General features: G+C 74.4%; 18 protein-coding genes. 14 read left to right on the top strand and 4 right to left on the bottom strand.

The window, feature by feature from the left end; all coding sequences use genetic code 11:
• Positions 1-659: hypothetical protein (locus tag WD794_10805; GenBank protein MEX2290801.1), on the top strand; the 659-nt coding region annotated here is incomplete at its 5' end.
• Between the two features lie 33 nt (positions 660-692).
• Here WD794_10805 and phoU read toward each other — a convergent pair.
• The gene (gene phoU / locus WD794_10800) at positions 693-1,346 is read right to left on the bottom strand and encodes a phosphate signaling complex protein PhoU (GenBank protein ID MEX2290800.1); all 654 of its coding nucleotides are present in this window, start codon (positions 1,344-1,346) and stop codon (positions 693-695) included.
• Positions 1,347-1,479: 133 nt separating this feature from the next.
• Between phoU and WD794_10795 the strand changes: the two genes are divergently transcribed.
• The gene (locus WD794_10795; GenBank protein MEX2290799.1) at positions 1,480-2,637 is read left to right on the top strand and encodes an ATP-binding protein; all 1,158 of its coding nucleotides are present in this window, start codon (positions 1,480-1,482) and stop codon (positions 2,635-2,637) included.
• Positions 2,634-3,317: a response regulator transcription factor gene (locus WD794_10790; GenBank protein MEX2290798.1), complete on the top strand. Its 684-nt coding sequence runs from the start codon at positions 2,634-2,636 to the stop codon at positions 3,315-3,317. Before WD794_10795 ends, WD794_10790 begins: the two co-directional genes overlap by 4 nt.
• Here the strand turns inward: WD794_10790 and WD794_10785 are convergent.
• Positions 3,299-4,087: a hypothetical protein gene (locus WD794_10785; GenBank protein ID MEX2290797.1), complete on the bottom strand. Its 789-nt coding sequence runs from the start codon at positions 4,085-4,087 to the stop codon at positions 3,299-3,301. The genes WD794_10790 and WD794_10785 overlap by 19 nt on opposite strands.
• A complete protein-coding gene (locus tag WD794_10780) occupies positions 4,084-5,817 on the bottom strand; it encodes a SpoIIE family protein phosphatase (protein ID MEX2290796.1) in 1,734 nt (577 codons plus the stop codon). Before WD794_10780 ends, WD794_10785 begins: the two co-directional genes overlap by 4 nt.
• Positions 5,818-5,906: 89 nt before the next feature.
• Here WD794_10780 and WD794_10775 point away from each other — a divergent pair, with 89 nt between their 5' ends.
• From WD794_10775 to WD794_10765, 3 genes are read left to right on the top strand one after another with little or no spacing between them, the layout of a single operon-like run.
• Positions 5,907-6,839, top strand: coding sequence for a hypothetical protein (locus WD794_10775; protein MEX2290795.1), 933 nt, complete (start codon positions 5,907-5,909; stop codon positions 6,837-6,839).
• A 13-nt stretch (positions 6,840-6,852) separates the two neighbouring features.
• On the top strand, positions 6,853-7,692 hold the full coding sequence (locus tag WD794_10770; protein ID MEX2290794.1) for a sugar phosphate isomerase/epimerase: 840 nt from the start codon (positions 6,853-6,855) through the stop codon (positions 7,690-7,692).
• 16 nt (positions 7,693-7,708) lie between these two features.
• Positions 7,709-8,485 (top strand): alpha/beta hydrolase, encoded by a 777-nt coding sequence (locus tag WD794_10765; protein ID MEX2290793.1) that lies wholly within the window; start codon positions 7,709-7,711, stop codon positions 8,483-8,485.
• A 570-nt stretch (positions 8,486-9,055) separates the two neighbouring features.
• Here the strand turns inward: WD794_10765 and WD794_10760 are convergent.
• Positions 9,056-10,156, bottom strand: coding sequence for an FAD-dependent monooxygenase (locus WD794_10760; protein MEX2290792.1), 1,101 nt, complete (start codon positions 10,154-10,156; stop codon positions 9,056-9,058).
• 42 nt (positions 10,157-10,198) lie between these two features.
• Here WD794_10760 and WD794_10755 point away from each other — a divergent pair, with 42 nt between their 5' ends.
• The 8 genes from WD794_10755 (at position 10,199) to WD794_10720 (ending at position 16,997) form a co-directional block, all read left to right on the top strand.
• Positions 10,199-11,119, top strand: a complete 921-nt coding sequence (locus tag WD794_10755) for a proline dehydrogenase family protein (GenBank protein ID MEX2290791.1) — start codon at positions 10,199-10,201, stop codon at positions 11,117-11,119.
• A complete protein-coding gene (proC, locus tag WD794_10750) occupies positions 11,116-11,922 on the top strand; it encodes a pyrroline-5-carboxylate reductase (protein MEX2290790.1) in 807 nt (268 codons plus the stop codon). Before WD794_10755 ends, proC begins: the two co-directional genes overlap by 4 nt.
• Positions 11,923-11,961: 39 nt before the next feature.
• Positions 11,962-13,305: an efflux RND transporter periplasmic adaptor subunit gene (locus WD794_10745; protein MEX2290789.1), complete on the top strand. Its 1,344-nt coding sequence runs from the start codon at positions 11,962-11,964 to the stop codon at positions 13,303-13,305.
• Positions 13,302-14,075, top strand: a complete 774-nt coding sequence (locus tag WD794_10740; protein ID MEX2290788.1) for an ABC transporter ATP-binding protein — start codon at positions 13,302-13,304, stop codon at positions 14,073-14,075. The genes WD794_10745 and WD794_10740 overlap by 4 nt, the downstream gene beginning before the upstream one ends.
• Positions 14,072-15,253 (top strand): ABC transporter permease, encoded by a 1,182-nt coding sequence (locus WD794_10735; protein ID MEX2290787.1) that lies wholly within the window; start codon positions 14,072-14,074, stop codon positions 15,251-15,253. The genes WD794_10740 and WD794_10735 overlap by 4 nt, the downstream gene beginning before the upstream one ends.
• A gap of 21 nt (positions 15,254-15,274) precedes the next feature.
• Positions 15,275-16,465 carry an acetoin utilization protein AcuC gene (locus WD794_10730; protein MEX2290786.1) on the top strand — a complete coding sequence of 397 codons (1,191 nt, stop codon included), beginning with the start codon at positions 15,275-15,277 and terminating at the stop codon, positions 16,463-16,465.
• Between the two features lie 181 nt (positions 16,466-16,646).
• Positions 16,647-16,838: a helix-turn-helix domain-containing protein gene (locus WD794_10725; protein MEX2290785.1), complete on the top strand. Its 192-nt coding sequence runs from the start codon at positions 16,647-16,649 to the stop codon at positions 16,836-16,838.
• A 60-nt stretch (positions 16,839-16,898) separates the two neighbouring features.
• Positions 16,899-16,997 carry an AURKAIP1/COX24 domain-containing protein gene (locus tag WD794_10720; protein ID MEX2290784.1) on the top strand — a complete coding sequence of 33 codons (99 nt, stop codon included), beginning with the start codon at positions 16,899-16,901 and terminating at the stop codon, positions 16,995-16,997.
• Positions 16,998-17,004 lie beyond the last annotated feature (7 nt).

Here is a 17,004-nt window from a genome sequence, read left to right as displayed (position 1 = left end):
CGGTGGCCCCTGCTCCGGTTCCGGTGGCCCCTGCTCCGGTTCCGGTGGCCCCTGCTCCGGTTCCGGTGGCCCCTGCGCCGGCTCCCGCGCCGGTCGCCCCGGCCCCCGCGCCCGTCACGCCCGCGCCAGCGGCCGTCACGATCCGTACCTCCCGCAGCGCGGCCGTCGTGCTGCCCCGCCGCCCGGTCGTGCTCGCGAGCCGCGTCCTGGTCGACGCACGCGTCGCCGGGGGAACGCCGGTGGCGCTCGAGCGCCGGGTCGGCACCGGCCCCTGGACCACGATCCGTACCGGGACCACGCGGCCGGACGGCCTGGTGGCCTGGACGCTGCTGCCCGACCTCAGCGGTGAGCACCGCTTCCGTACCGGGTCGACCGTCTCGGGCACCGTCCGCGTGGACGTCCGCCAGGTGGTGACCGCCGCGGCCCGCCGCAGCGGCAACCAGGTCCTGGTGGACGCCACCGTCGCCCCCGGCGGCCGGTCGACGGTCGCCCTGCAGGTGCCGCGTGGCAACGGCTGGGCGACAATCGCGACCACGGTGACCGACGCCGCCGGCCGCGCGCGCTTCGTGCGCCCGCTGCCTCGCGGAACCCGGCTGCGGGTCTACGCGCCGACCCGCCCGGCCCTGCTGCTGGCCCTCAGCCGGGAGCTGAGGCCCTGACCTGAGGCCTGACCCGAGGCCTGGCCCCCCAGGTCAGCCGTCGAGGTCGGGGCGCTCGCCGGTCACCAGGTAGACCACGCGGCGGGCGACCGAGACCGCGTGGTCGGCGAAACGCTCGTAGTAGCGGCCGGCCAGGGTGATGTCGATGGCCGCCTCGATGCCGGCCGTCCAGTCGTCGTCGAGGATCGAGGTGAACAGCTGCCGGTGCAGCGCGTCCATGACGTCGTCGTCCTTCTCCAGCTCCGCCGCCATCTCGATGTCCCGGCTGGCGATGACGCTGCCGGCCTTGGCGACGATCTCCTCTGCGGCGTGGCCCATCTTCAGCACCGTCGAGCGCAGCGCCGGCGGCACCGCCGAGCTCGGGTAACGCCGGCGGGCGATCTTCGCGACGTGCACGGCGTTGTCGCCCATCCGCTCCAGGTCGGCCACCATGCGCAGTGACGTGACCAGCACGCGCAGGTCGCTGGCGACCGGCTGCTGGCGGGCCAGCAGGTCGAACGACCGCGCCTCGGTCTCGCGGTAGAGGGCATCCACCGTCTCGTCCGCCGCGATCACCATCTCGGCGAGGGTCAGGTCGGCGTCGAGCAGCGCCGTGGTGGCCCGGCTCATGGCGGAGCCGACGAGGTTGGTCATCTCGACCAACGAGGCGGAGATGGCATCGAGCTCGTCGTGGTAGGTGTCGCGCATCTGCGCAGGGTAGACCGCCGCTGCGGACGAGGACGGGCCCGGCGCAAACCGCCGACGTCCATCAGGTGAACATCAGCGGGTCGGCCGCTCCGCCCCGGTGGGACGGCCGGCGCCCGCACCTACAGTTCGACAGGTGACCGTTGCCGGCGTGCTCGTCGGGCTCGTCGTGGGCCTGCTGTTCGGCGGGGTGCTCGGCGCACTGCTGGTTCGCCGTTCGGCGGCCCGCCCGTCGGCCATCCCCGCCCCGCGCCCCGAGCCGGTGTCCGGGCCCAGCAGTGTCGAGGTCATCGACGCGCTGCCCGTCGCTGTCGCGGTGCTGGCCGCCGACGACCGGGTCGTCCTGGCCAACCGCTCCGCCGTCGACCTGGGTGTCGTACGGGCGGAGCGACTGCTGGTCGCCGAGTTGCGCCGGCTGGTGCACGAGGTGCGACGTACCGGAAGGGCGCAGGAGGTCGAGGTCGAGCCGGTCCCCACGCGGCTGGTCCGGCTGCCCGAGGCGGTGCGGGTGCGCGTCGTCCCGGTGGAAGGCATCGGTGGGCACGTCGCGCTGCTCGTCGAGGACATCACCGAGGCCCGCCGGGTGGAGGCCGTGCGGCGCGACTTCGTCGCCAACGTCAGTCACGAGCTCAAGACACCGGTCGGCGCGATGTCGCTGCTCGCCGAGGCGATGCTCGACGCGAGCGAGGACCCGACCGCCGTGCGCCGCTTCGCCGGCCGACTCCAGCACGAGGCCGGCCGGCTGGCCCGGCTGGTGCAGGAGCTGCTGTCGCTGTCCCGCCTGCAGGGTGCCGACCCGCTGCCCGAGCAGCAGCTCGTCCCCATCGACAAGGTGGTGGCCGAGGCCGTGGACCGGACCCGTACTGCGGCCACCGCGCGGGGCATCGCGATCGTCCGCGGCGGCGAGCGCGGGCTGACCGTGTGCGGCAGCGAGCGGCAGCTGATCACCGCTGTCGGGAACCTGCTCGAGAACGCCGTGCACTACAGCCCGGAGTCCACCAGGGTGGCCGTCGCGGTCCGGTCGCGGGAGGGCGCCGTCGAGGTGACCGTCACCGACCAGGGGATGGGCATCCCCGAGAAGGACCTCGAGCGCGTCTTCGAGCGCTTCTACCGGGCCGATCCGGCCCGCTCGCGGGCGACCGGCGGGACCGGGCTCGGGCTCGCGATCGTCAAGCACGTTGCCACCAACCACGGTGGTGAGGTGAGTGTCTGGAGCGTCGAGGGCTCTGGATCGACCTTCACGCTCCGGCTCCCGCCCTCCGCGGCAGCCGCCCACGACGAGGAGAGCCTGTGACGCGCGTGCTGGTGGTGGAGGACGAGGAGTCGATCTCGGACCCGTTGTCCTACCTGCTGCGGCAGGAGGGTTTCGAGGTCGCGGTGGCCGCGACCGGCCCGGACGGGCTCGCCGAGTTCGAGCGCAGCGGCGCCGACATCGTGCTGCTGGACCTGATGCTGCCGGGGTTGTCCGGCACCGAGGTGTGCCGGGCGCTGCGGACGAAGTCCTCGGTGCCGGTCATCATGCTGACCGCCCGCGACAGCGAGATCGACAAGGTCGTCGGACTCGAGCTGGGGGCCGACGACTACGTGACCAAGCCGTTCAGCTCCCGTGAGCTGGTCGCGCGGGTGCGGGCCGTCCTGCGCCGGCAGGGGGAGCCATCCGCCGAGGAGTCCGGGGGAGTGCTCGAGGCCGGGCCGGTCCGGATGGACGTCGAGCGGCACGTCGTCACCGTCGACGGCGAGCCGGTGCCGATGCCGCTCAAGGAGTTCGAGTTGCTCGAGCTGCTGCTGCGGAACGCCGGCCGGGTGCTGACCCGTGGGCAGCTGATCGACCGGGTGTGGGGCGCGGACTACGTCGGCGACACCAAGACCCTCGACGTGCACGTCAAGCGGCTGCGGGCCAAGGTGGAGCCGGACCCGGCCAGCCCGGCCTACCTGGTGACCGTCCGCGGCCTGGGCTACAAGCTCGAGCCCTGAGGGGCCGCGCCGGCCGGGTGGTCGGCCCCGCCGCCGGCGGACCGCAGCCCGCAGAGCCGGGCCAGTTCCTCGTACGCCGGCCGGCCCAGCAGCGCGGTCAGCTCCGGTGCGTAGGACACCCACAGTGGCTCGGCGCCGACGTGCGCGGCCGGTGACGAGGTGCACCACCAGTGCAGGTCCGCGCCGCCCGGACCCCAGCCGCGGCGGTCGAACTCCCCGATCGAGGTCACCAGCACCGAGACCTCGTCCGGCCGCTCGACCCACTCCTGGGTGCGCCGCACCGGCAGCTGCCAGCAGACGTCGGGCTTGGTCTCGAGCGGATGCAGCCCGCTGCGCTCGGCGAGCGCGTGCAGCGCGCAGCCGGCGCCGCCGGCAAAGCCGGCCCGGTTGAGGAAGACGCACGCCCCGTCGACGGTGCGGGTACGCCGAGCGCTCTCGCCCTCGAGCTCGTCCAGCTCCGAGATCCCCTTCGTACGACCGAACTCGGCGTACTGCCAGTGCTTGCCCTTCAGCTGTGTGGCGAGCCGTTCGATCCGCTGCTCGTCCTCGTCGTCGGCGTAGAACGCGCCGTGGTTGCAGCAGCCGTCCTCGGCGCGGCCCTCGAGGATGCCCTCGCAGCCCCGGCCGTAGACGCAGGTCCACGAGGACAGCAGCCAGGTCAGATCGGCGCGTACGACGCCCAGCGGGTCGGCCGGATCGACGAACTCGACCCACTCGCGCGGGAAGTCCGGCCCGACCTCACGCAGGCCCGGCATGCCCAGGTCGGTCATGCCAGGACGCGGACCACGAGCAGCGCGACGTCGTCGTCGAGCGCGCCGTAGGCCAACTCGGCCAGCAGGTGCTCACAGATCGCGTCCGCGTCCTCCTCGGGCGCGCTGCGCAGCGCGGCGGCCAGCGCCTCGAGCCCCTCGTCGATCGGGCGACCGCGGTGCTCGACGAGCCCGTCGGTGTAGAGCACCAGCACCGAGCCCGGCTCGACGCTCTCCTCCACCTCCTCGCGGGTGGTGCCCAGCTCCGCGCCGACCAGCAGCGAGGCGTCGGTCGCCACCAGCCGCACCGTGCCGTCCGGGCTGCGCAGGGCGGGCGGCAGGTGGCCGGCGTTGGCGAGCCGCAGTCGGCCGGGGCGGCCCTCGCGCGGCGGGTCGAGCCGGCCGTAGAGGCAGGTCGCCAGCTGGGCCATGTCCAGCCCCTGCACCAGCTGATCCAGGCGGTCCAGCACGATCGCGGGGGCGCTGCCCTGCCAGGCATAGCTCTGGAGCACCGAGCGCAGCTGCCCCATGGCGGCGGCCGCCGTCATGTCGTGGCCCATGACGTCGCCGACAGCCAGGCCGACGGTGCCGTCGGGCAGGGCGAACAGGTCGTACCAGTCGCCGCCGACCTGCGCGGAGGTGGCGCCGGGCAGGTAGCGCGCGGCGTGGTCGAGGCCTGGCACCGCCTCGAGCTGCGGCAGCAGGCTGCGCTGGAGCTGCTCGGCGACGTCGTGCTCGCGGGAGTAGAGCCGCGCGTTGTCGACGGCCAGCGCCGCCCGGCGGGCCAGGTCGGCGGCCATCGCGAGGTCGCCGGCGTCGAAGCTGCGCGCCGAGTCGTCGGTGAACAGCGACAGCACGCCGAGCACCTGGCGGCGGGCGCGCAGCGGCAGCACCATCGCGGACCGGACCCCGACCTGCCGATAGACGTCGACCAGCTCGGCGTCCCCCATGTCACGGACCAGCACGTCGTCGTCGACGTCCAGGAGCACCGGGGCGCCGCCGGCGAGCACCGACGCGGTGACCGAGCTGTCCGACAGCCCGGTCTGCTGGAGCTGCTCGAGCCGGCGCAGCAGTGGCGACTTGTCCTCGTCACGGTGCCGCGCCGCCACGCGCTGCACGCGGCCGTCGGGCGCCAGCAGGTGCACGGTGCACCAATCGGCCATCAGCGGGACCACCAGGCCGGTGAGCCGGTCCAGCGACTCGTCGACGTCCAGGGTCGCGGCCAGCATCGACGTCGCCTCGGCCAGCAGGGCCAGCCGGCGCTGTGACCGCTCGGCCTCGGCCCGTGCGGCGCGTTCGGCGTCCAGGTGGCGCTCGTGCTCCTGCTGGATCTGCACCCGCGCGGTGACGTCGGTCTGGATGCCGACGATGTGCGTCAGCGACCCGGCGGCGTCGTGGACCGGGGACAGCGAGAGCTCGTTCCAGAAGGGGGTGCCGTCCTTGCGGTAGTTCAGCAGCGTGACCTTCGCCTGCTCGTCGGCGGCCAGCGCGTCGCGGATCCGCTGCACCGCAGCGGGATCGGTGGCCGGTCCCTGCAGGAAGCGGCAGTTGCGTCCCTGCGCCTCCTCACGGGAGTAGCCGGTGGTGCGCTCGAAGGCCGGGTTGACGAACACCAGCGGGTTGTCCGGCAGCCGGGGGTCGCTGATCGTGAACGACAGGCCGGCCGCGATCACGGCCCGGTCGCGCACCTCCGAGAAGCCGTCCCCGTGCGCGAGGCCGATGGAGACCTCGTCGAGTTGCGGGCGGCTCATCGCCGCGCTCCGCGGGGTGCAGACACCTGGCGAGTCTACGGCGGGAGCGGGCGGCCCTCGGCGCGTGCGCCCGGCTAACCTGCCCGGGCATGCGGCTCGGAGTGCTGGACGTCGGCTCCAACACGGTGCATCTGCTGATCGTCGACGCGCACCGCGGCGGCCATCCCGACCCGGTCCGCTCCCACAAGACGCCGCTGCACCTGGCCGCGTTGCTGCAGGCGGACGGCTCCCTCGGGCCGCGGGGGACGGGCGTGCTGGTCGATGCCGTCGCCGCCGCCCGGGTGGCCGCGCAGGACGAAGGCGTCGAGGACCTGATGGCCTTCGCGACGTCCGCCGTCCGCGACGCCACCGATTCCGCCGACGTGCTGGCCGCCGTACGGGAGCGGACCGGCGTCGAGCTGCTGGTCCTGCCGGGGGAGGACGAGGCGCGGCTGACCTTCCTGGCGGTGCGCCGGTGGTTCGGCTGGAGCGCCGGGCGGCTGCTGTGCCTCGACATCGGCGGGGGATCGCTCGAGATCGGCGCCGGCCGGGACGAGGAGCCCGACGAGGCGCTGTCGCTGCCGCTCGGCGCCGGCCGCACGACCCGGGACCGGCTGCCCGGAGACCCGCCGTCGCCCCGCGACGTCGCGGCGCTGCGCGAGCACGTGGGCGCCACGCTCGCCGCCGCCCTGCCCCGCCTGCTGGCCGTCGGACGGCCTGACCTCGGCGTCGCCACCTCCAAGACGCTGCGGTCGCTGGCCCGCCTGGACGGCGCCGCGCCGTACGCCAAAGGGCCGCGCGTGCCGCGCGTCCTGACCCGCAAGGGGCTGGACGGCATCGTCGGCAGGCTCGCCCGCATGACTGCCGCGCAGCGCGCCGAGCTGCCCGGGGTCTCACCGGACCGCGCCGCGCAGCTGCTGGCCGGGGCGGTCGTGGCACACGAGGCGATGCTGGCCTTCGACCTGGCCGAGCTGTCGATCTGCCCGTGGGCACTGCGCGAGGGCGTCATCCTGCGCCGCCTCGACTGGCTGGCCGGCACGTAGCCTGGTGCGCCTGATGACGTCCTGCGAACCGGTGCGCGTCCCCACGGCGAAGGTCGGGCTGGCCACCGCCAGCGTCTACCCCGAGTCGACGGCCAGCGCGTTCGAGATCGCCGCGCGGCTGGGCTACGACGGTGTCGAGGTGATGGTGTGGACCGACCCGGTCAGCCAGGACGTCACGGCGCTGCGCCGGCTGTCGGACTACCACGGGGTCCCGATCCTGGCCCTGCACGCCCCCTGTCTGGTGATCACCCAGCGGGTCTGGGGGACCGATCCCTGGGCCAAGCTCGTGCGGGCCAAGGACGCCGCCGAGCAGTGCGGGGCGCAGACCGTCGTGGTGCATCCGCCGTTTCGTTGGCAGCGGGAGTACGCCCGGCAGTTCCTCGGTGGCCTGCAGCAGATGGCGGACGAGACCGACGTGCGCTTCGCGGTCGAGAACATGTTCCCGCTGCGCGCCCGCGGACGCGAGGTCGTGCCGTACGCCCCGGACTGGGACCCCACCGGCGAGGACTTCCCGGACTTCACCCTCGACCTGTCGCACACGTCGGTCAGCCGGACCGACGCCCTGAAGATGGCTGCGGTGATGGGGGATCGGCTGTCCCACGTGCACATCGCCGACGGCAACGGCAGCGCGCGCGACGAGCATCTGGTGCCCGGCCGGGGCAGCCAGCCCTGCGCGGAGCTGCTCGAGGGGCTGGCCGGGCAGGGCTTCGACGGGCTGGTCGTCGTCGAGGTCAACACCCGCAAGGCCGAGGACCGCGCCGAACGCGAGACCGACCTGGCCGAGGCGCTGGCGTTCACCAGACTGAACCTGGCCGCACCGGCCGAGCCGGACACCAGCGCCTTCAGGCGCTGACCCGTACGGTCGTCTGTTGAGCCTCGAGACCCGGATCGCGCTGTCCCTGCTGCGCCGCGGCACCGCGCACTCGTTCGGCCCCGACCCCTCGCAGGTCGCCGACCTGCACCTGCCGCGGGGGCCGGGCCCGCACCCGGTCGCCGTCGTCCTGCACGGCGGCCACTGGCAGACGCGGTACGGCAGGCTCGTCACCCGCCCGCTCGCGCTCGACCTGGCCGGCCGGGGGTGGGCCGCCTGGAACCTCGAGTACCGCCGGCTCGGCTCCGGCCGCGGTGGGGGCGGCGGCTGGCCGATGACCTTCGACGACGTCGCGGCCGGGATCGACGCGCTGGCCGGCGTGGACGCTGCCCTGGACCTGTCACGGGTGTTGCTGGTCGGCCACTCGGCCGGCGGGCAGCTGGCCCTGTGGGCGGCGTCCAGGCCGCGGCTACCGGCGGGGGCGGTCGGCTCGGCGCCCGTGGTGGCCGCATCTGCGGTCGTGGGCCTCGCTCCGGTGACCGACCTGCAGCGGGCGCGGGTGCACGCCGAGCAGCTGCTCGGCGGAGCTGCCTCGCGGGTGCCGGAGCGTTGGGCGCAGGCCGACCCGGTGCGCGCCGGCGCGCCCGGAGTGCCGGCGCTGATCGTGCACCCGACAGGCGACACGACCGTGCCGATCGAGCGCTCGCGGGAGTACGCCGCGCGGTCCGGCGTCGAGCTGGTCGAGACCCCAGGGGTGCACCGAGACCCCATCGATCCAGGCAGCGCGGCCTGGGTCGCGGCGGTGCAGTGGCTGGAAGTTCTCCGCTCGCGCTGACCTGCGCGGGGTAGGGGCGCGTCGCGGGGGACCCTGTGCGAGGGGGGACGGACGAACGGCGACGGCAGTCGCACCGGCGCGGGGGCGGTCGCGGCAGTCGCACCGGCGCGGGGGCGGCCACACATGGCACCTGCGTCGCGGTGACTGTCCTGTGTGACCGTCACATCTCCGGTCTCCCTGCCACCACCGGCCTCATGCCCCGCTTCATGCTGCCACTCCGATCCCGTCCATGCGGGCGGGGCAGCGGCGGACATCGCGCGGAAAGGGCGGCCGATATCGCACCGGCGCCGCGGTGACCGTCCGGTGTGGAGCCCGCCGATGTGACGTCGGGACGCGCCGGGCGGACGGTGACCTGCTGTGCGGGGTGTCGGTGGCACCGGACAGTCACCGCGACGCGGGCATCATGTGTATGGACCTGACGCAGGTCCGCCGAGCCAGCAATCCCGCTGCGGACCCGCAACCTGCGCAAGGAACCCGCACTGCCCCGCGCTACTGCCCCGCCTGCCCCGCGCTACTGCCCGGTCGTGCACCCGCGCCATTGCCCCGCGCGGAACGGCAACCTGGCTCGCGTCAGAGCTCGAGCACCCCGCTCACGCTGCTCCTCGGTCCGCCGCGGGCCAGCCACGGGCCCACCCCCGGGGCCCGAAAGGCCTGACCCAGCAGCACGTCCCGTCCCGCAGCCGCCCGTGCGGAGCCGGTCTCGAGCAGCGCGCCGAGCAGCAGCGACAGGCGGGTCATCGCCCGTACGTGCGGCGCCCGTAGCGGTTCGTAACGTTCGACCTCACCTCGGGCCAGCAGCACCCCGAGGGCCCAGGCGTCGCGGACGCCGGCTCCCAGGCCCTGCCCGGCGAACGGCGGCATCGTGTGGGCCGCGTCGCCGGCGAGCAACACCCGTCCGGCGCGCCAGGCCGCGGCCCGGCGGGCGCCGTAGCGGTAGGTCACCTCCCGCACCACCTGCACATCGGGCGGCAACTGCGGCCTGGGGTCGAAGGCCGGCTCGCCCCGCGCGAGCAGCCACTCCCACCGGTGACCGCCGGGCAGCGGCATGTCCACCGACGGGCGCGCCGGGTCGCCGTGGTAGGTGAGGCCGGCCGCCTCGACCGGCCCCGCCACGTCCACCACGAGCCAGCGTCGCAGATCCCTGCCGCGCCAGCCGAGGCCGGCGGACGACCGGACGAAGGAGCCCGCGCCGTCGCAGCCGACCAGCCAGTCGGCCCGCACCCACTCCCGCGCCCGCTCCCCGCCGCCGAGCCGCGCCGACACCCCTTCGGCGTTCTGCGACCAGCCGGTGAGCTGCACGCCCAGCCGGACCTCCACGCGGGGCAGGCCACGCAGCACCTCCCGCAGCCGGCTCTCCAGCGTCGGCTGGTGGAACAGCGCGAGCCCCGGCCGACCGCCGACGCCCGCTGGGAAGCGCAGCTGTCCGACGAGCTGCTCGCGGGCCCCCAGGAAGCGCACCGGGACGTCCGGAACCGCGCCGTCCAGCAGCCCCGGCGCCACCCGCGCCAGCAGCTCCTGCACCTCGTCGTCGGCCGCGACGGCCCGCGGCAGCGGGTGCACCGCCGGCGTCCGTTCGACGACGAGCACGCTCAGCCCGGCACGACCCAGCTGCGCGGCGAGCACCGCACCGACGGGGCCGCAGCCGACGACGAGCACGTCGTACGCCTGCACCGGAGCCTCCTCGCACGAGCTTTCCCGCACTAGCCTGCCGCCATGTTGCGGTCGGCCATCCTCGCCGCGTCGCGCAGCCGGGCCGTCGAGCGCGTGGTCGCCCGCGCGCCGGGCAGCCGCGGCGTCGTCCGCCGCTTCGTCGCCGGCCACTCCGTGCCCGACGCCGTGCGGGTGAGCACGGAGCTGACCGGCAGGGGGCTGACCGTCAGCCTCGACCACCTCGGCGAGGACACCCGCGACACCGGCCGGGCCGGCGCCACCGTCACGGCCTACCTCGAGCTGCTCCAGCGGCTGCGGGAGGCCGGCCTCACCGCCGGCGGGCGTACCGAGGTGTCGGTGAAGCTCTCCGCGGTCGGACAGACGATCCACGACGACCTCGCGCTGGAGGGCGCCCGGGCGATCTGCGCGGCCGCGCGGGCGGCCGGGACCACCGTCACGCTCGACATGGAGGACCACACCACCACCGACCGCACGCTCGCGACGCTGCAGACCCTGCGGCAGGACTTCCCGGGCACCGGCGCCGTCCTGCAGGCCTACCTGCGCCGCACCGAGCAGGACTGCCGTGAGCTGGCCGTCGAGGGCTCCCGGGTGCGCCTGTGCAAGGGCGCCTATCAGGAACCGGCGACGGTCGCCTTCCCCGCCAAGGGGCAGGTCGACCGCTCCTACGTCCGCTGTCTGAAGATCCTGATGGCCGGACCGGGCTACCCGATGGTGGCCACGCACGACCCGCGGCTGATCGCCGTCACCGGGGTGTTGGCGCGGGACCGGGCGCCGGGGACCTACGAGTACCAGCTGCTGTACGGCGTCCGCCCGCGCGAGCAGGAACGGCTCGCGGCACAGGGCGACACGGTGCGGGTGTATGTGCCGTACGGCGATCAGTGGTACGGCTACCTCATGAGACGACTCGCCGAGCGGCCGGCCAACCTGGGTTTCTTCCTCCGCGCGCTGGTGAGCACCCGGTGACCGCGACCGTCGCGCTGCTGGGCGTCGGCAAGCTGGGCGAGGCGCTGCTGTCCGGCCTGTTGCGCTCCGGGAAGCCCGCCGGCTCCCTGCTCGCGGCGGAGCGATATGCCGAGCGGGCCGCGGAGATCGCGCAGCGGTACGGCGTGACCACCCCCTCCCCGGAGGAGGCGGCGGCGCAGGCCGACGTGGTGCTGCTCGCGGTCAAGCCGCAGGACATGCGCGCGTTGCTCGCCGACATCGCCCCCCACCTGCGCCCGGAGACGCTCGTGGTCTCGCTCGCCGCCGGGATCCCCACCGCGCTGGTCGAGGAGCTGTTGCCGGCAGGCACCCACGTGGTGCGCGTCATGACCAACACCCCCGTCTTCGTCGACGAGGCGATGTCGGCGATCAGCGCCGGAACGCACGCCGGCCCGGAGCACCTGCAGCTAGTCGAGGACCTGCTCAGCCCGGTCGGCAAGGTCGTGCGGGTGCCGGAGTCGCAGCAGGATGCAGTCACCGCGCTGTCCGGCAGCGGCCCGGCCTACTTCTTCTTCCTCGTCGAGGCGATGATCGACGCCGGCATCCTGCTCGGGCTGCCGCGCACCGTCGCGGCCGAGCTCATCGTGCAGACCGCGGTCGGGTCGGCGCGGATGCTGCGCGAGTCCGACGAGCACCCGGTGCTGCTGCGCGAGGCGGTCACCAGCCCGGGCGGCACGACGATTGCCGCCATCCGCACGATGGAGGACCGCGGTGTGCGCGCCGCGATGCTGGCTGCGATCGAGGCGGCCCGCGATCGGTCCCGGGAGCTGGCGGCCGGCAGCTGACGACGGGCGGTCTGCGCGTCTGCTCCGTACGCTGAGCAGGTGAAGCGCCTGCTGCCCCTGCTCACCACTGCGGCCCTGCTCATGAGCGGCTGCAGCGGCGAGCAGGAGCCGCGTGTGCAGACCGCCGAGGTCGGCCGGACCACCGTCGCGGAGACCGTCGACGCGCCCGGCACGGTGGGCGCCCGCGCCACCGCGAGCATCGCGGCGCCCACGGACGCGCGGGTCGAGCAGGTCCTGGTCGCCGACGGCGCGACGGTCAAGGCCGGTGCCGTCCTGGCCCGGCTGTCCTCGCCCGCCGCGCAGGAGCGGCTGCGGCAGGCCCGTGCCGCACAGGCCGCCGCCTCCTCGGCCGCGGTGCGGGTGCCGCGCGCCGAGCTCGGTCCCCTGCAGGACGCGGTCGATGCCGCGGCCGCCGCGTCCTTCGCCGCCGGTCGCGCCGCTGCCGAGCAGGTCGAGGACCCCGGCCGGCGCCGGGCGGCGCTGGCGCAGGTCGACCAGGCCGAGCGCCGCTACCGGGCCACCGCCACCGCCGCCCGCGCCACGATCGCGCAGGTCGAGAGCGGCGCGCAGAGCCTCGAGGACGCGCTGGCGGCCGTCGCCGGCACCCAGCGGGCGCAGGCCGACGCCGCCGTGCGCGCCGCGAAGGCCGTCGTCGACGCGCTGGTGGTGCGGGCGCCGATCGGCGGTGTCGTCACCCTCGGCGGCACAGCCGCCGCGGCGACACCCGCCGGTGCTGACCTGGCGGCTCTGCTCGACGGCCTGCCGGCAGGCGTGCAGGAGCGGGCCGGGGCGGCTCTCGGCGCCCGCGGGTCCGAGCCGGCCACCACCTCTGCCGGGCTTCCCGTCGGCGCGCAGGTCGCCGCCGGCACCCCGCTGCTGACGGTCACCGACCTCGGTGGGCTCACCGTCACGGCCGAGGTCGACGAGACCGATGTGCTGCTCGTCCGGACCGGCCAGCAGGCGACGGTGGAGCTGGACGCCGTTCCCGGTGCGAGCTATCCGGCGACCGTCGCTGCGGTGGACGTCGCGCCCACCTCCTCGGCGGGCGGCGGGGTCACCTACCGGGTGCGGCTCTCGCTCGCCGCCGGGACGACCTCCGACGCGGCCCCCGCACCGCGCCCGCGGCCGGGTATGAGTGCCATCGTCGACCTCGAGGTCCGTACGGCGACGTCGGTGCTGGCGGTGCCCTCGGCGGCGGTGGTCCGGGACGGCGACAGGGATGCGGTGTTCGTCGTCGAGGACGGCCGGGCGCAGCGGGTCGAGGTGGTCATCGGGGCGCAGGGCAGCGAGCTGGTCGAGGTGCGCCGCGGGCTGTCCGGCGGCGAGCAGGTCGTGATCCGGGATGCCGACCGGCTCGGTGACGGGCAGGCCGTCCGGACGTGAGCGCGCCCGCGCTCGAGGCGGTCGACGTGACCCGCTCCTACGACCTCGAGGGGGTGCGGGTCGAGGCGCTGCGCGGTGTCTCGCTGACGATCGGCCGCGGCGACTACGCCGCCGTCGTCGGGCCGTCCGGTTCCGGCAAGTCCACCCTGATGCACCTGCTCGGCGGGCTGGACCGCCCCACCAGCGGAATCCTGCGGGTGGGTGGTCGCGACATCGCGGCACTGTCCCAGGACGAGCTGGCGCAGGTGCGCAACGCCACGATCGGCTTCGTCTTCCAGGCCTTCCAGCTGCTCGGCCGCACCAGTGCGGTGGACAACGTCGCGATGCCCCTGGTCTACCGCGGGATCAGGCGGGCCGAGCGCCGGCGCCGCGCGGTCGATGCCCTCACCCGCGTCGGCATGGCGCACCGGCTGGACCACCGCCCGGCCCAGCTGTCCGGTGGGGAGCAGCAGCGGGTCGCGATCGCCCGCGCGCTGGTCGGCGACCCGCAGGTGCTGCTCGCCGACGAGCCCACCGGCAACCTCGACACCCGCACCGGCGAGGAGGTCGTGGCGCTGCTCGAGGCCCTGAACGCCGAGCAGGGCGTGGCCGTCGTGCTGGTCACCCACGACCGCGAGGTCGCCGCCCGCGCGCGCCGGCAGATCCGGGTGCGCGACGGCCTGCTCGAAGCCCCTGCGTCCTGCTCAGAATCCCCTGCGTCCTGCTCAGAGGACAGCTCCACGCAGGGCCCAGCAGGACGCAGGCGGGGTACGAGGGGCAGCCGGAGGTGAGGCAGGCCGAGGCGTTCCGGGTCGCGGTGACCGCGCTGAGGGCGAACCGGCTGCGCAGCCTGCTGACGATGCTCGGCGTCGTCATCGGCGTGGCCGCGGTGGTGGTGCTCGTCGCGATCGGCACCGGCGCCAAGCAGGAGGTCGAGGACCAGGTCAACGGACTGGGCGCCAACCTGATCATCGTCGTCCCCGGCCGGCTGGAGTTCGGCTCCGCGCCCACCAAGAGCCGACTCGAGCTCGGCGACGCCGAGCGGATCGGCCGGGCCACCGGGCAGGACGTCGCGGTCACGCTGTCCTCCGGCGAGACGGTCCGCTTCGGCAGCCGCAGTGCCTTCGCGACCGTCAACGGGACCAATCCGGCGGTGCCGGAGGTATTCGTCCGCCCGGTGGCCCGCGGCGGGTACCTGCGCGAGAGCGACGTCGACACCCGCCGACGGGTCGCGGTCGTGGGCCCCGCTCTGGTGGACACGCTGTTCGACGGCGCCGACCCGCTGGGCCGCACCGTCAGCGTCGGCGGGGTGCGTTTCCGGGTCATCGGCGTGTTCGAGAGCGTCGGCAGCAGCCTGGGGTCGAGCCGCGACAGCGAGGTGCACATCCCGGTGACGGCGGCGCAGCGGCTGTTCGGCGACATGCGCGTCGACGCCTTCGCACTCAAGGCGCCGACGACGCAGGCCATCGACGAGGTGAGCGCGCAGGCGCTGGCGGTGCTCGCCGACCGCTACCCCGACGAGGAGTTCAGCGCGGTCACGCAGGACCAGATCCTCGGCACCGTCGGCCGGATCCTCGGGCTGCTCACCTCGGTACTCGCGGCGATCGCGGCGATCAGCCTGCTCGTCGGGGGCGTCGGCGTCAGCAACATCATGCTGGTCAGCGTGCGCGAGCGGACCCGGGAGATCGGCCTGCGCAAGGCGGTCGGCGCCCGGCAGCGGGACATCACGCTGCAGTTCCTGCTCGAGGCGGTGCTGCTCACCACGCTCGGGGGCATCATCGGCATCGCGCTCGGGGTAGGAGGATCCTTGGGACTCTCGGCTGCCGTGGACCAGCTCCCGGCGGTGATCACCTGGTGGTCACCCACACTGGCCTTCACCGTCAGCGCGGCGGTCGGGATCTTCTTCGGCGTCGTGCTGGCCCGCCGGGCCGGCCGGCTGGACCCGGTCGTCGCACTGCGTACCGAATGAGCACGGGGACGGAGTAGAAGGATGAGCGATTCGACGCTGGTCGTGTGGGACGACGTCTTCGGCTCCTACGACTTCGGCCCCAGCCACCCGCTGCGCCCGCTGCGGCTCGAGCTGACGATGGCGCTGGCCGGCTCGCTCGGTGTGCTCGACCGGCGCGGGGTCACCGTCCAGGCACCCCGCACCGCCGCGGACGACCTGCTCGAGCTGGTCCACGACCCGCTGTACGTCGCCTCGGTCAAGCGCGCGCCCGACGACCTGATGGGCCGGCTGTCGCTGAGGTACGGCCTCGGCACCGGCGACGTCCCGGTCTTCCCGCAGATGCACGAGGCCGCTGCGCTGGTCACCGGCGGCAGCGTGGACGCGGCGTGCGCGGTCTGGGAGGGCACCGCCCAACACGCCGTGAACATCTCCGGGGGGCTGCACCACGCGATGCGCGACCGGGCCAGCGGCTTCTGCGTCTACGACGATCCCGCCGTCGCGATCGCCTGGCTGCTCAGCCAGGGCGCGACGCGGGTGGCCTACGTCGACGTCGATGTGCACCACGGCGACGGCGTCGAGGCGGCCTTCTACGACGACCCGCGGGTGCTGACGGTCAGCGTCCACGAGAGCGGCCGCACGCTGTTCCCCGGTACCGGCTGGTCCGACCAGATCGGCGCCGGCGAGGGGGTCGGCACCAATGTCAACCTCCCGCTGCCGATGGGTACCGGGGACTCCGGCTGGCTGCGCGCCTTCTCCGCGGTGGTGCCCCCGGTCCTGCGTGCCTTCGGCCCGCAGGTGCTGCTCACCCAGCACGGGTGCGACACCCATGCCCTGGACCCGCTGGCGCACCTGATGATGAGCGTGGACGGGCAGCGCGCGACGTACAAGCTCCTGCACCAACTCGCCCACGAGCTGTGCGACGGGAAGTGGATCGTCGTCGGCGGCGGCGGGTACGAGCCGGTGCAGGTCGTGCCGCGGGCGTGGACGCACCTGCTCGCCGAGGTCACGGGCGAGCCGCTGGAGGGAGCGACGCCGAACGACTGGCGCGACCTGGCCGCCACCCGCGGTGGCGAACATGCGCCCACCAGCCTCACCGACGGCAGCACACCTGACTTCCTGCCGTGGGAGGGAGGCCCCGGAGGCGAGGACGACGCGGTCGACCGGGCCGTCGTCGCGACCCGCGAGGCGGTCTTCCCGCACCTGGGTCTCGACCCGATGATGGTCGACGGCTGACCGTGCGCCCTGGCGCTGGAGCAGACCCTGGGCCTGATAGCCAGGACGCAGGGGGTGCGGGTGGGCCGAACGGCCGAGTGCGCTGATCACACCGGCACCGATACCCTCACGCAGCACGTGCGTGCCGAGTGCCGCCGGTGGGGAAGCCGGTGACCGCGACACGTGCCGACGGCGGTGAAGCATGTCCAGCTTGAGCGAGATAAAATTTCTGACGGTGGCAGAGGTCGCCGTCGTCATGCGGGTGTCCAAGATGACCGTCTACCGGCTCGTGCACTCCGGCGAGCTGGCGAGCGTCCGGGTGGGTCGCTCGTTCCGGGTCCCGGAGCGGGCGGTGCACGACTACCTGAAGGTCGGCTTCGACGAGGTGGGCTGACCGCCCCCTGTAGGCTGGGAGCTTCCGACTTTCCGAGTACCAGCGAGCAGAGGTTCCGACGTGGGTTCCGTCATCAAGAAGCGCCGCAAGCGGATGGCCAAGAAGAAGCACCGCAAGCTGCTGAAGAAGACCCGCGTCCAGCGTCGCAACAAGAAGTAGCCGGCGC

The sequence above is a fragment of the Mycobacteriales bacterium genome, assembly GCA_040902655.1.
In the GTDB taxonomy this organism is placed as follows: Bacteria; Actinomycetota; Actinomycetes; order Mycobacteriales; family SCTD01; genus SCTD01.
This window is presented reverse-complemented; position numbering and strand designations above follow the sequence as displayed.